General features: G+C 43.9%; 12 protein-coding genes and 1 pseudogene. 2 read left to right on the top strand and 11 right to left on the bottom strand.

Features of this window, described 5'->3' with window-relative positions; translation table 11 throughout:
- Positions 1–102: 102 nt before the first annotated feature.
- From nspC to maoP, 7 genes and pseudogenes are all read right to left on the bottom strand, one after another.
- Positions 103–1,287 carry a carboxynorspermidine decarboxylase gene (nspC, locus tag A3763_RS06885; RefSeq protein ID WP_068509218.1) on the bottom strand — a complete coding sequence of 395 codons (1,185 nt, stop codon included), beginning with the start codon at positions 1,285–1,287 and terminating at the stop codon, positions 103–105.
- Between the two features lie 40 nt (positions 1,288–1,327).
- Entirely contained in the window at positions 1,328–2,536 is a 1,209-nt protein-coding gene (locus tag A3763_RS06880) for a saccharopine dehydrogenase family protein (protein ID WP_068509216.1), read from the bottom strand.
- A 75-nt stretch (positions 2,537–2,611) separates the two neighbouring features.
- Entirely contained in the window at positions 2,612–4,519 is a 1,908-nt protein-coding gene (speA, locus tag A3763_RS06875) for a biosynthetic arginine decarboxylase (protein ID WP_068759959.1), read from the bottom strand.
- Between the two features lie 46 nt (positions 4,520–4,565).
- Complete coding sequence (gene rimK, locus A3763_RS06870; RefSeq protein ID WP_197470084.1) at positions 4,566–5,543, bottom strand: 30S ribosomal protein S6--L-glutamate ligase; 978 nt, start codon at positions 5,541–5,543, stop codon at positions 4,566–4,568.
- A gap of 18 nt (positions 5,544–5,561) precedes the next feature.
- Positions 5,562–5,969, bottom strand: a pseudogene (locus tag A3763_RS28350) (ATP-dependent zinc protease); the annotation flags it as partial.
- A 70-nt stretch (positions 5,970–6,039) separates the two neighbouring features.
- Positions 6,040–6,219 carry a hypothetical protein gene (locus A3763_RS06865; protein WP_068508871.1) on the bottom strand — a complete coding sequence of 60 codons (180 nt, stop codon included), beginning with the start codon at positions 6,217–6,219 and terminating at the stop codon, positions 6,040–6,042.
- Between the two features lie 64 nt (positions 6,220–6,283).
- Positions 6,284–6,640 carry a DUF413 domain-containing protein gene (maoP, locus tag A3763_RS06860; RefSeq protein WP_068508873.1) on the bottom strand — a complete coding sequence of 119 codons (357 nt, stop codon included), beginning with the start codon at positions 6,638–6,640 and terminating at the stop codon, positions 6,284–6,286.
- Positions 6,641–6,750: 110 nt separating this feature from the next.
- On the opposite strand from maoP, the gene A3763_RS06855 reads away from it, so the two are divergent.
- Together A3763_RS06855 and A3763_RS06850 are read left to right on the top strand one after the other, a co-directional pair.
- A complete protein-coding gene (locus A3763_RS06855; protein ID WP_068508875.1) occupies positions 6,751–7,614 on the top strand; it encodes a LysR family transcriptional regulator in 864 nt (287 codons plus the stop codon).
- Between the two features lie 198 nt (positions 7,615–7,812).
- Positions 7,813–9,120 (top strand): methyl-accepting chemotaxis protein, encoded by a 1,308-nt coding sequence (locus A3763_RS06850; protein WP_082865343.1) that lies wholly within the window; start codon positions 7,813–7,815, stop codon positions 9,118–9,120.
- 231 nt (positions 9,121–9,351) lie between these two features.
- Here the strand turns inward: A3763_RS06850 and A3763_RS06845 are convergent, their stop codons facing one another.
- The 4 genes from A3763_RS06845 to A3763_RS06830 all read right to left on the bottom strand — a co-directional run bounded on the left by A3763_RS06845 (position 9,352) and on the right by A3763_RS06830 (position 13,018).
- Positions 9,352–10,155: an OmpA family protein gene (locus A3763_RS06845; protein ID WP_068508878.1), complete on the bottom strand. Its 804-nt coding sequence runs from the start codon at positions 10,153–10,155 to the stop codon at positions 9,352–9,354.
- A 27-nt stretch (positions 10,156–10,182) separates the two neighbouring features.
- Entirely contained in the window at positions 10,183–11,055 is an 873-nt protein-coding gene (locus tag A3763_RS06840) for a motility protein A (RefSeq protein WP_068634285.1), read from the bottom strand.
- A 254-nt stretch (positions 11,056–11,309) separates the two neighbouring features.
- Positions 11,310–12,002, bottom strand: a complete 693-nt coding sequence (gene murU, locus A3763_RS06835; RefSeq protein WP_068508882.1) for an N-acetylmuramate alpha-1-phosphate uridylyltransferase MurU — start codon at positions 12,000–12,002, stop codon at positions 11,310–11,312.
- Positions 11,999–13,018 (bottom strand): aminoglycoside phosphotransferase family protein, encoded by a 1,020-nt coding sequence (locus A3763_RS06830; protein ID WP_068508884.1) that lies wholly within the window; start codon positions 13,016–13,018, stop codon positions 11,999–12,001. Before A3763_RS06830 ends, murU begins: the two co-directional genes overlap by 4 nt.
- Positions 13,019–13,245: the final 227 nt, after the last annotated feature.

Below are 13,245 nucleotides of genomic sequence, written 5' to 3'. Positions count from 1 at the left end.
TTCAGGTTTAGGGTGTTTAAACTCTGAACCTAAAAAAATGGGATAGCCAGGCGCTGCGAGTTGGTCAAATTCGTTTGTGTCTAAATCCATGCTCTATGCCCCTTATGATAAACGGTTTTTGAAGTCGTCATAGCCGAACTCTTTGACTATTCGAAGCGTATCAGTTTCTGAATTCCAGATCGCGATAGCCGGTAAACCAATGCCATTAAAGGTATTGGTTTTGACCATGGTGTAATGTGTCATGTCGTCAAACATCAGTCTTTGGCCAATGCTTAAGGGCTCTTGAAAACTGTAATCGCCCATGACGTCACCCGCTAAACAAGTCTGCCCGCCTAAACGATAGTTATAAGTAAATTCATCACTTGCTCCGGCACCAAAAATATCAGCTCGATAAGGCATTTCAATTGTATCAGGCATATGACAGGTGGCAGAGGTGTCCAGAATCGCAAGATCAACAGTATTGTAGGTAAGGTCTAGTACCTCTGATACTAATACTCCTGTGTGAATTGCAATGGCTTCACCTGGCTCTAAATAAACTTGCAGTTGGTAGCGATCTTGAAATAGTTTGATGCGTTCGATCAAAGCGCCAACGTCGTAGTCTGGATGGGTAATATGATGTCCGCCACCAAAATTCACCCATTCAAGCCGAGGTAGAATGTCAGCAAATTGTTTTTCAATTTCGGCAAGTGTTCTATCAAGCGCGTCAAAACCTTGTTCGCATAAGGTATGAAAGTGTAAACCGCTTATACCATCCAGGCTACAATCTTTAAACGCCGATCTTGGAATCCCCAGACGTGAGCCTGGCGCACAAGGGTCGTAGATCGGTGTTGTGCCCTCGGAGTGCAAAGGGTTGATCCTTAAACCGAACTCTAAGTCAGGCCGAGCCTGTTTGGCTCGTTTGGCATTCTCTTTAAATCGCTCCCACTGACCGAACGAGTTGAACACGACGTGTTTCGAGATTGCCATAATCTCTTCTAAGTCATGCTCAGTGTAGGCGGCTGAAAAGGTATGAACCTCTTGACCCAAGTCTTTGCCACCGAACTCTTCATAGCCTAAACGTGCCTCGTGCAAACCACTGGCACAAGTGCCTACCAGGTATTTGTTGATAAGCGGCGCGAGGCTAAACATAGAGAAAGCCTTAAGCGCCAATAATATTTTGGCGCCCGACTTTTCCTGTACCTCGTTCAGTATTTTAAGGTTCTTTTCTATTGCGACTTCATCCACGACAAAGCAAGGAGAAGGCACCCGTGCTGGGTCGAACGCTTCAAAGGTTTTTGCTTTAACCATGCCTATTTCCTACCAACGTCTAAGCAAATAGAACTAAGCATTAGATCAAATCAAACCCTGGGTTTTCAATGACTTTCCACGATAAGCCATAGGCATTCATATCACTCATAAAGGCGTCTGGATCAAGCTGCTCCATATTCCAGACACCGGGCTTCATCCAATGGCCTTCGATCATCATTTTCGCACCAATCATCGCTGGAACTCCTGTGGTATACGAGATCGCTTGAGATTGAACCTCTTGGTAGCAGTCTTGATGATCTTTGACGTTGTACAAATAAACTGTTTTCTCTTTGCCATCTTTAAGGCCACGGACCACACAACCGATGCAGGTTTTACCCTTAGTGCGAGGGCCTAGAGTAGACGGGTCTGGTAGCAAGGCTTTCAGAAACTGGATAGGTACAATTTCCTGGCCTTGGAATTCAATCGGCTCAATTCCTGTCATCCCAACATTCCCTAAGACCTCTAGGTGTTTGAGATAGCTATCGCCAAAACTCATCCAAAATTGCGCACGCTTAATTGAAGGGTAGTGCTTGGTTAAGGACTCAAGCTCTTCATGATACATTCGGAAAATATTGTAGGTGCCTACGCCATCTGGGCAGGTGAAGCTCTGCTGTGTCGACATGGCAGGCGTCGCTACAAACTCACCATCTTCCCAATGGCGGCACTCTGCGGTGACTTCTCTAATGTTGATTTCAGGGTTGAAGTTTGTCGCGAAGGGGTAGCCGTGATCACCACCGTTTACATCGATAATGTCAAGATAGTGGATCTCATCGAAATAGTGTTTGGCAATATAGGCAGTAAACATGTTGGTTGCACCTGGGTCAAACCCTGAGCCCAGCAATGCCATCAAGCCTGCTTTCTCAAAACGTTCTTGATATTCCCACTGCCATTTATACTCGAATTTTGCCGTATCTAATGGTTCGTAATTCGCCGTATCAAGGTAGTGAACACCCGCTTCCAAGCAGGCATCCATGATCGTCAGATCCTGATAAGGCAAGGCAACATTAATGACCATAAACGGTTTAACTTTCTCTAAGAGCGCGACTAATTCAGGAACCTTATCGGCGTCAACCTGAGCCGTTTCGATTGTCCGCTGATAGTTTTCTTGTATCTGCTTGGCGATTGCTTTGCACTTAGATTCTGTCCGGCTAGCAAGCGTAATCTCGGTAAAAATATCGGGTAATTGAGCGCATTTTTGCGCAACGACTTGACCGACGCCACCAGCGCCGATAATCAATACTTTTGCCATAGTCATAGTCCTGTTCTTTCAGTTGTTACAATAATCTTATTCAATAATATAGCCTTAGCTAAGCGCTATTACGGCTCAATGTTCTCTCTCGTAGTAGGTGTAACCTTGCATACTCGAGTTAAAGGTTTTGATCATCTGCTGACGCTCTCGTGCTGTAATTCGTCCTTCTTTTACCGCTCTCTCAGCCGTATTTCGGTAGTTGAGCATCATATTTTTAGGTTGATACTCTACATAGCTGAGTACGTCAGATATGGTGTCTCCATGAATTTCTTTAACGAAATCAAAGCTGCCATCAGCGTTCAGACGCACGCTGACGACATTAGTATCGCCAAACAAGTTATGCAGATCACCTAAGGTTTCCTGATAAGCGCCGACCAGAAACACCCCCAAGTAATACTCTTCACCTTCTTTAATCGGGTGTAATGGGAGTGTTTTTGCTGTGCCGAATTCGTTGATAAATTTATCAATTTTTCCATCGCAGTCACAGGTTATATCCGCCAGCACTGCCTGACGTGTTGGCGTCTCATGCAGCCTGTGAATTGGCATAATCGGAAACAGTTGATCAATCGCCCATATGTCTGGCAGCGATTGAAATAGGCTAAAGTTTCCATAGTAGATATCTGCCAACGATAGCTTAAGGTCTTCCAGGTCTGGTGGCGTTTTATCCATTGTATCTAACAGGTCTGCGATACAATGAAGAACATCGAGAAATAAGTTTTCTGCGATTGATCGCTCTCTTAATGAGAGCTGCCCACGCTTGAATAAAGCACGCACTTCATCACGATAAAAATGCGCATCGTTATAACACTCCTGTACTCGCCGTGGCGATAGGTAGTCTTTTATCTCACGAATCTTTGTGAGTAGTTGATGCTCCTCAGGCGATGGTTCGGGCAGACTGATTGGTTCAAAAATATTGGTATCTAGAATATTGAACAGCAGAATTGAAGAGTAAGCGACAGTTGCTCGCCCAGATTCCGTGACAATCGTTGGGTGAGGAATATTATGGTCGTCCAAGGTTTGCTTGAGAGTATCGACAATATCTTCACAATATTCTTCAAGCGTGTAGTTACGACTTTTATCGTCATTGCTTTGTGCGCCGGTATAATCAACCGCTAAGCCACCACCCAAATCTATATGGGTTAATTCTGCACCCTCACTCATTAGGTCAGTAAAATAGCGGCAGGCTTCTACGACACCACTTCGAATATCATGAATGCTGGGGATTTGTGAACCTAAGTGGCAGTGCAATAATTCGAGGCAGTGCAGCATGTTCTCTTGCTTTAGCTTATCAACCACATCGATAAGTTGTGTGCTAGTTAGACCAAACACACTGCGATCACCGCTCGTTGAATTCCAATGCCCACTGACTTGAGAGGTCATTTTCACCCGCACACCAATGTGGGGTTGAATGTTCATTTGGCGGCTCAATCTTATAATAATGGGCAGCTCGGTTAAGGTTTCAATCACAAAAAAGCATAGGAAGCCCAGTTTGGTTGCTTGTAAACCAAGCTCAATAAACTCTTCATCTTTATAGCCGTTACAGATAATCAAACTGCCCGGCTCTTCAAGTGTCGATAGCGCAGCAATCATTTCAGGTTTACTGCCGACTTCAAGGCCATGCTTGAAACGAGNACCAAAACTGGCAATCTCTTCAACAACCTGCGCTTGTTGATTTACCTTGATCGGATAAACACCCCGATAAGGTGATTGATAGTTTAACTTTTCTATCGCCTCAGCAAAGGCATCATTTAGGCGCTTAATTTGAGCATCTAGAATATTTTCGACTCGCAACAAAACCGGCATCTGAAGGTCCCGATCGATCATTCCTTCTACAATGTTCATCAAAGGAATAGAGACATTCAAGGTTTTCGCCGTGACACAGCCTTCATCAGAAACTCCGAAGTAGTCATTACCCCAGTGATCTATACCGTACCGGTCGATGTTCTGCTTAATTTTACTCGGTTTATCTTGTTGCTGATCCAATACTAGCTCCTGAATCGTTGTTATCGTTTGATGCGAAGAAGTCGACTTACTCGCTTTCAATAGTTGGTAGCTGTCTCTTCCACTTAAGCTTCTTCTCTATCGAAGATATAACCATGCCAGCGATATCTTTACGTGTCGCTGTCTCAATGCCTTCAAGACCTGGGGAAGAATTCACCTCAAGCAATAACGGACCGGAATCAGACCGTATAATATCAACGCCAGCAACCTGAAGACCTAATACTTTAGCAGCCTTCACTGCTAATGCTCTTTCTTCTTTGGTTATTTTTACGATTGACGCCGACCCGCCTTGATGGATATTCGCTCTGAACTCACCAGGGGCTGCTGAGCGCTCTATTGAAGCAACAACTTTTCCATCAATAACAAAACATCGTAAATCTTTGCCATTTGCCTCTTTAATAAATTTTTGCACAAGCAAGTTAGCCCTCAAAGACTTGAAGGCGTTGATAACACTTTCTGCTGCTTTTTTTGTTTCGGCCAGAACGACACCTCGCCCCTGTGTGCCTTCAAGAAGTTTCACGATCAAGGGTGCGCCGCCCACCATTTCAATGAGGTCATTTGTGTCTATTGGTGAGTTAGCAAAACCAGTCGTTGGAATATTGATGCCACTCTTGAGCATGAGTTGCAAAGAGAACAGTTTGTCTCTGGACTGTGAAATTGCAGCTGAGGAGTTCGTTGTATAGATCCCCATGCTTTCAAATTGGCGAGCTAATGCGGTTCCGTAAAATGTCACGCTAGGTCTTATTCTTGTAATGACAGCATCCAAATCATTAAGTATCGTTCCTCCGCGATAATGCGCTTCAGGTTCCAGTGCATCCAGTTTCATATAGCATTGCTTAACATTGAGGAAAACCATTTCATGGCCTCGCTCTTCGCCAGCCTCCAGTAATCTCTGGTTGCTATACAGCTCTTCATTGCTTGCGAGCAGGGCGATCTTAAGACCACTCTTTTCAGGTTCCTTTTTTCCATAATATCCATCGATTGTTTCTTGTGAAATTGCACCCATCAAGTCTTCTTGTTCAGGGTCAACAAGCATCCGGCCTACCATAGCTTCTCTCCCAAGAAGCATTCTGAAACCCATGGAGTCTCTATTAGCAAGCGTTAACTCTACTTCCCAAATCATTTCACCAATTTTTAGTGGCGCTTGCACAACAAAACGGGTTTCTGAGACGCCACTAGAGCTTTTAACAACTCGCTTGTCTATGATCGGGCGCTCACACCTGATAACTGTACGGCGATTATTCTGAAGCGGGTGCACTTCAAAACTCACCCATGCAGCCCCATCTCTACGAAATTGCTGAATGTTGAAAGCATGAATAGACGATGTTTTTGCCCCCGAATCCACACGCGCTTTTATGGCCGGGATTCCTAGCTCGGGAAATGCGCACCACTCCTCGCTACCAATGACTACTTTGTTATCGCTTGGTGACATAGGTGACTCCGGTGTGCGAATAGGTTGAATATAAAAGACGTATAGCGTTACTGGTGAGGGAACGGAATCACTAATCAGTGGATTCAGTTTCCTCAGGGTCGCATGTTTGCCAAATACCATCACTATCTTGATAGGAGCCGTATTGAGCGCATTGCTCTTCTTTAGTTTGAGGTTCTTCTGCGAGAGAAAAGTTCGGAATCAACATAGGTATGACCAAGGCCAGAACAGCGATGAACTTATTCATATTCATGTTCATAATTTCCTGATAAATAAAAATTATCGATTAGTAAATTAGATCCCCTTATTGAGAAGGCCTAATCGCTTAAGTTGCTGTCATCATCATAAGATGAAAAATCTACTGATGAAGAAGGCTGGGCGCCCATAGAAATGTGTAAGCGCTGCCTTTGATTGCTTACTTCTAAGAAGCGTTTCCACGCTCTTTCATGAATGCTAGAGGCCTCTTTTTTCCCCATAAAAACGGATACAAACTCTTTCTCTTCATCACACCTAGGCTTTAGCTCTCCGCCATAGAGAGCCTTGTATGACTTACCATAATCTTCGAGTAATTGTGCTTGTTCTTTAGTAAAGTGGCCGCTTCTTGCTATTCCTTTTGGAAAATGCTCTATAGCCCAAAATTTACCCGTTGTGTGGAATGCTTGTTTATTAGCCATATTTTTGCCTAATATAATCTAACCATCTTATTTCGCGCGATTATGCTTTCAATCGATTTATGCTGTAAAATGAACTTTTTTTCTAATTACGATAAATATTTTTAATCGATATGAATACAGATCTTCTGCGCACTTTTATGGAAGTTTCCAAGACTCGACACTTCGGGAAAGCAGCAGAAAATCTTTGCTTAACCCAATCTGCTGTAAGCTTTCGAATTAAGCAGCTGGAAGAAAGTGTTGGAATGAGTTTGTTTACGCGCGAGCGTAATAACATACTATTAACCCCCTCGGGCGAACGTTTATTACCCCATGCTGAAAATGTACTCACATCGTGGCAGTCAGCACTACAGGATGTAGGTGCGGCTGGCCAGCTGGATATGCAGATCGCTTTGGGCAGCACCTCAAACCTCTGGGACACTTTTCTACAGTCACTTTTACCAAAAGTGGTCGATACCTTTGACGGTTTAAACATTCGGACTGAAATTAGCAGTCCTCAAGATTTGACGAGGGCCTTGTTAGGTGGACGTATCGATATAGCTGTTTTACTAGACCCGCCAAGTGTTACGGAATTAGTTCTCACTAAAATTGGCAAGGTCGAGTTAATGTTTGTATCTGACCAAAACTGGGCTGCAACTGAAGAGCTTGCCAAAACTAAACATATTTTTGTTGACTGGGGAACATCTGTAAATGTCCTTCAAGCTCGCCTCTTCAATCAACCACACACACCGATTCTACATACAGGACAAACTCATATAGCCTTGGAATTTCTAATGACATACGGTGGGGTAGCTTTATTACCAAAGGTACTCGTTGAACAGTTTGTTCAATCTAAGCAGTTATTCCCTATTCACGGTGCCGAGTCATTTGTAAGGGAAGTTTATGCTGTTCATAGTGATGCGTCGCAAAAACAAGATATCGTTTCATCCGTAGTTGATTTGCTAAAAGAAGAAGATCTAAAGCCAGCGTTTGTGTGATCTGAGCACCCAATGGAAAAATTCACCTTTAAATTAATTAACCAGTACGAGGGGCGTAGAAAGCTCGTAAGCAGACATTACCGAGCGCCATAAGAATAAGCGACCTTGTATGGCGATAATTTTAATTACAGTCTAATATTCATTTAATGGATGCTTTATAAATAATAACCCATACCTTTCTAATTCTGCGGATACTTGATGTTTTTAAAAGAATCTACTGTAACTCTTTGGCTTTCAAAGCTTGCTAGCGGAGAAGTGACAGAAACAAATGCCCCAGCATGGCTGTTACCGTTCGTAAAAAACGAGTCTGACGCCGATCTTCTTAAAATCGCCGACAAGACAGTTGATTCGGCAAAAGTGGTATCAAGGTTTGGACGTGAAGGTTTACAGCTAAACAGCCGGTTAGATGAGGTTGTATCCGAATCGATTCAACTAGCGAGCGCTATCGAAGAAATGTCTGCTACCGCGCAAGAAATAGAGTCACTTGGTCAACAGGTACTTGAGCGTGCCCAGCATACATGCGATGAGGCTGGTAGAGGCAGTGACGCCCTTAGTTTACTTGTTCAAAAACTAGACTCAATTGAATCATCTATCAAAGATGTTGGGCGTAATGCCGAAACTTTTGTTGAACAAACTAAAAGTATCATTCAGTTGACGACTACTGTTAATGAAATCGCTGATCAGACGAATTTACTCGCGTTAAACGCTGCTATTGAAGCCGCACGAGCAGGAGAGTTTGGACGCGGATTTTCCGTAGTCGCCGATGAAGTGCGTGGACTCGCTCACCGCAGTGCTGAAGCAGCGAGTGAAATTCAATCTATTGTGAGCGGTGTAGTAAATGGAGCTAATGATGTAGAACGCATCGTAGGAGAAACTATTGGTGTACTAGAAGACTCTCATCAAGACCGAAAACAGTTAGTTCAAACAATTTCTGATGCTCAAACCGCTGCTACAGAAAATGTTGATGCAACAGCTCAAATTGCCTCAGCAGCAACAGAGCAAGCTTCCGTAGCACAAGATATGGCAAGAGGTGTGCAAAATACCGCTGATGGCATTAATGAATCATTCACCATTTTCAAAGATATGTATAAAAATGTCGAATATCTACGTGACCTGCAAGTAGAGTGTTTGAGCTACTTTGATGTAAGCAACGATGATGTACTGCTTCGCATGGCCAAGAGTGACCATATTGTGTGGGTAGATAAGGTTATCCGTTTTGCATTATTTGGACAAAACAGCGTACAAGAGAGTGAGCTAAAAGATCATACCCAATGTCGCCTTGGGAAATACCTAATGTCTGATAAAGGACAGCAGCTAAGTTCCAAGAGTCGCTTCAAAGAGCTTTATGAAGATGTTCATCCGAAAGTACACGCTAAGGGCATAGAAATCTATAAGGTCGCACGAGCAGGCGCTGAACCATTATCTCTGCAGGGTGCAGTTGAAGAGCTTATTGGCTTATCAGATAGCGTATTGGATATTCTTAATGAATTTATCCAGCACCGTTAGAATTTCTTAGACCTTGCAATATTACCTCTGTTTCAGAAGGTGAAAAACAGCCCGCCAATATGAGGCTTGTGGCGCTTCGAAATGCTTGCTTTAGATCTCGCCGGCAATGCTAGGTTTAGGTCTGCTTTCAAAAGCAAAAAAAGTGGCGTATTAATCATAGCAACAAATTTAGCGACGCTAAGCTTCATCTATTTTTTTGCACAACTGCAAATTCAAAGCTTAGCTAAAGCACTATTTCTCTAGCTTCAAAAGCACCCTGCGATTCAGCTCTTGCGCCTGAGCCGAGTCTTCTTTTCTGGCTGGTCTAGAGTCACCATAGCCTTTAGCACTGATACGAGCTTCTGCGACTCCCTCAGAAATAAAGAAGTCCATTAAGGTTTCCGCGCGTCTTTCGCTTAGTTCCTGCTCGGAGGTGATTTCGCCATACAAGGATGCATAGCCATTTGTGTGAACCTCAATAACAATTGGCTTTGCTTGCTTTCGAAGCTCTGGTAGCAAGCTATCCAAAATAGACGCCCCTGAACGAGCCAAGTCATAAGACCCTGCATTAAAAAGAACACGAGAACTAAGTTGCAAGCTTAGGTAGGGTTCAGAATCTTCTATTTGAACATGCTGTTTTAAGTTTCCTGTATTGATAAGCGTGGCGAGTACTGAAGCATCAAGTTCGCCACCCTCTTGGCCAATACCGGTCAAATCCATCAGTTCATCAGTGAACACAGACAAATCAGCAGGCTTCTCAACAGGCGCCAAAACAGGTGCCTGCACTGAGCGAAACGTTAAATACAGCAATAAGCCCAGCGCTAGCATGAGCAGGAATAAATCAACAAATATGGAAGAGTTCGAGCCTTGCTCAGACACACCTTCACTTGATTGAAACTTAGCAAGTCGAAGTTTTTCAGACCAAGAGCTTGCGTCCTTCTTCTGAGCCTTCTCTGCGAAGCCATCGACTTTAGATAACATGGCCTTGAAATTATCAGCAGGACGCCTATGGCGTAAGTCTGAATAATTATCTGAGCGATTTAATGCACTACTCATTTACGTTTCTCAAGCAGTAGAAGTTTATTAAGCAGAGCGCTGAAGCCCAAATTTCACTAACATTGGCTTCTTCGAAGCTCGCTTTGGCTTTTTAGTGGTTTGCTGATTAGCTGATAATGCGTTCATGCTTTCGATGTAAGTCATCAAGGTCTCGCGAATCACCGCAGGCGTCCGACGCTCGTGAATCAGAACAATACCTTCTGCAAGCAAGGTAATATGCTGAACCTCTTTTAATCGACGCTGCTCCAGCCTTTCAGCAATCGGTTTGAATACAAAGCTCGCCAGGATTAAACCATAAAAGGTACTAACCAAGGCAAAACCCATAAGGCTTGCCGCCTCAGAAACGGCTCTGCCCTGCTCCAAGATAAAAGCCATATTGAGCAAGGCCAGCACGGTACCGGCAATACCAAAAGTCGGTGCAAGATTCGCCAGGGTGCGGAAGATGCCTATATAGCGCCCTTCATTTAAATTTACCTGGCTAATCTGCCAATTGAGAAGTGAAAGAATATCGTCGCTTGGCTGGCGATCCCTGATCATCTGCAGCCCCTTTTTCAAAAAAGGTTTATCCAGTTTTGATAAATCCCGGTCGATCAGGGTGTATTGGTTTCTAAACCAAAGCTGAGCAAAATGAAGAATGATATTGGCTTCGTTTGCCACGTCAGAGTGCTCGGCTTTATTTCTTGGAAAAGCTTGTCGAAATGCGGCAAGGCAATCGTCAAATGAGTGACTCAAGACAGCCCCGGTAAAAGTTCCCAAAACCACAAGCAACAAACCTGGAAGGTTCAAAAACTTTAAAGGTTCAAGGCTTGATAAGGCCAGCACCAGAACAAAGGCAGCCAACAGTAATAAAACAAGAGTGCGGCCCGTTAGCTTCTGCCGGGAAAGAGCTTTAAAAGACATGAGATTATTCCATCAATAAATATTTCTAATGGAATATGCATAAACTGCGCCTAATGGTGATTTTGGAAAAAACAAAACCTGAAGCGATAAGCAAAGCCTAGAAAACTAAACTTAAGCTATTGTTAAATAACAAATTAACTTGAAATACTTTATATAAAGCTAATATTAAAAACTAGCCTTTCAATCTAAGGTATGAAGAAAGGAGCCAAAAGTTCGTCAACACAAACAAATAAAACCGTCATATTTTTGCCTGTTTATGCTGACACTCTATCCCTGAGTGTTTGTAAGCGCTCCGGCGTTCCAACATCGAGCCAATAGCTCTGGATACGCTCACCACCAACTCGCTGTGCTTCAATCGCAGTTCGTAGCTGAGGGCCCAATTGCGAAGGGCCAGGTTTTATATCCTTAAAGAAATCTCGGTGAAACAAAGCAATTCCGGCATAGGTCAGGTGCTTGCCATCATTTGTATTCGCTGACAACTTACCGCTACTTTGTAAGACAAAATCCCCTTTTAAATTGTGCTCAGGATTATCCACTAGCGCGAGATAAGCCTCCCGCGACTCATTGTGAGTAGAAGCGTTATTCAGAAATTCAGCAATATTCAACTCACTATAAACATCGCCATTGATAAGCAAAAACTCTGGCTCGGCTTCGTCCGTCAACATTGAAAGCGCTTGAACAATACCACCCGCCGTTTCCAGAAGTTCAGATTCGTGACTGTAATGTATACGTAGGCCCCACTTTTCGCCATTCCCCAGGCTAGCCGGAATTTGCTGAGCTAACCAATGCGTATTAATCACCACATCTTGAATACCTGCCGCAGCGAGCTTCTCTAAGTGAAATTCGATCAGGTACTTCTCACCTATCCTCAATAAAGGCTTGGGGACATGCTCCGTCAAAGGCCGCATACGCTTGCCAAGGCCTGCTGCAAGAATCATCGCTTTCATGAAGAAGCTCCCAGCTTTTCTGATAGCCCAGGCAATACCCTCTGCTCAAGAAAGTGAGTCAGCTCCTGAAACTCAGGGTAAGCCGCACTGACTTTAACGATATACTGCACCGTTCTTGGAATATCATTCAAATAGCCATGCTTTCCATCTCGCAGGGATAGACGAGCAAAAATACCGGCCGCTTTCAGATGCCGCTGCATGCCCATTAAGTCGAAATCTCGTTTGAACTGTTCAAAGCTCGCTTGTCGCTCAGCCGAATCACTCAATAAGTCGTAAAAGTCTCTGCACCAAGACTCAAGCTGCTCGTTTGGCCAAACGATGTAACAATCACGAAGCAGGGAAACCAGGTCGTAGGTGTTAGGACCTTGCACCGCATCCTGAAAATCGATTATTCCCAGCTCTTCACCAACCACCATCAAATTTCGCGCATGATAGTCACGATGGACAACGACTTGTGGTTGAGCCAAAGCACTTTCTTCCAAAGCATGAAAGCTTGCCTTTAAAAGCTGCCTCTCGTCTTCACTCAAATCAAGACCAAGCTTTTTCTCAAGCAACCAGTCTGGGAACAGGGCCATTTCCCGTTGCAGCAGTGCACTATCATAGAGTGGTAGAGCATAATCATTTGCTGGCTTAAGACTTTGGATCTTTAGCAGCGCCTTCATGGCTTGCGCATAGTGTTTATTACCACTTTCTATCACCGGGCTATCGGGATTCAGGTAAGGCAACAATAGCTCATCTCCCAAATCGCTTAATAATAGAAAGCCTTTATCCAAATCAACTTTTATCAAAGCCGGAACATTGACCCCTTGCTCTCGCCAACTACGTGCCAAGCAAACAAAGCTATTAGAGTCTTCCTTTTCAGGGGGAGCATCCATTGCGATTAAAGACTGGCCGGGCTGTTGAAAGCGGAAGTAGCGCCTGAAACTTGCATCGCCCGAGACAACCGAGAGCTCGGCTTTTTCTATCTCCAATGCTTCGGCAACCCAGGTACAGAGTGCTTGATACCGTTGATCCATCAATTAATCCTAATGTGTTTTCTTCTATTGAGTTGAATAAGACTTTATCGCTTTGGCTATGTATGCGTCAGTGTATATGACTAAGAAAGGCATGACCTTCATTCGCTGCGGCTATCCTAATCAAATTATATGTGCGCAGCAAAACTTAGCGAATTAAAAAAATGAGAGAATAAATCCAAGCGACTGGCTTTGAGTCTCAACAAAAGTTAAATGACATCCCTCCTGGC

The sequence above is a fragment of the Oleiphilus sp. HI0128 genome (genome assembly GCF_001635365.1).
The sequence above is the reverse complement of the archived record's forward strand: the minus strand, read 5'-3'. Positions and strand labels throughout refer to the sequence as shown.

What these genes read in the sequence shown, in the direction of transcription:
- nspC (WP_068509218.1), bottom strand. Translation starts at nt 1,287, where the DNA reads ATGGTTAAAGCAAAAACCTTTGAAGCGTTCGACCCAGCACGGGTGCCT.
- A3763_RS06880 (WP_068509216.1), bottom strand. Translation starts at nt 2,536, where the DNA reads ATGGCAAAAGTATTGATTATCGGCGCTGGTGGCGTCGGTCAAGTCGTT.
- rimK (WP_197470084.1), bottom strand. Translation starts at nt 5,543, where the DNA reads ATGGGTGCAATTTCACAAGAAACAATCGATGGATATTATGGAAAAAAG.
- A3763_RS06865 (WP_068508871.1), bottom strand. Translation starts at nt 6,219, where the DNA reads ATGAATATGAATAAGTTCATCGCTGTTCTGGCCTTGGTCATACCTATG.
- maoP (WP_068508873.1), bottom strand. Translation starts at nt 6,640, where the DNA reads ATGGCTAATAAACAAGCATTCCACACAACGGGTAAATTTTGGGCTATA.
- A3763_RS06855 (WP_068508875.1), top strand. Translation starts at nt 6,751, where the DNA reads ATGAATACAGATCTTCTGCGCACTTTTATGGAAGTTTCCAAGACTCGA.
- A3763_RS06850 (WP_082865343.1), top strand. Translation starts at nt 7,813, where the DNA reads ATGTTTTTAAAAGAATCTACTGTAACTCTTTGGCTTTCAAAGCTTGCT.
- A3763_RS06845 (WP_068508878.1), bottom strand. Translation starts at nt 10,155, where the DNA reads ATGAGTAGTGCATTAAATCGCTCAGATAATTATTCAGACTTACGCCAT.
- A3763_RS06840 (WP_068634285.1), bottom strand. Translation starts at nt 11,055, where the DNA reads ATGTCTTTTAAAGCTCTTTCCCGGCAGAAGCTAACGGGCCGCACTCTT.
- murU (WP_068508882.1), bottom strand. Translation starts at nt 12,002, where the DNA reads ATGAAAGCGATGATTCTTGCAGCAGGCCTTGGCAAGCGTATGCGGCCT.
- A3763_RS06830 (WP_068508884.1), bottom strand. Translation starts at nt 13,018, where the DNA reads ATGGATCAACGGTATCAAGCACTCTGTACCTGGGTTGCCGAAGCATTG.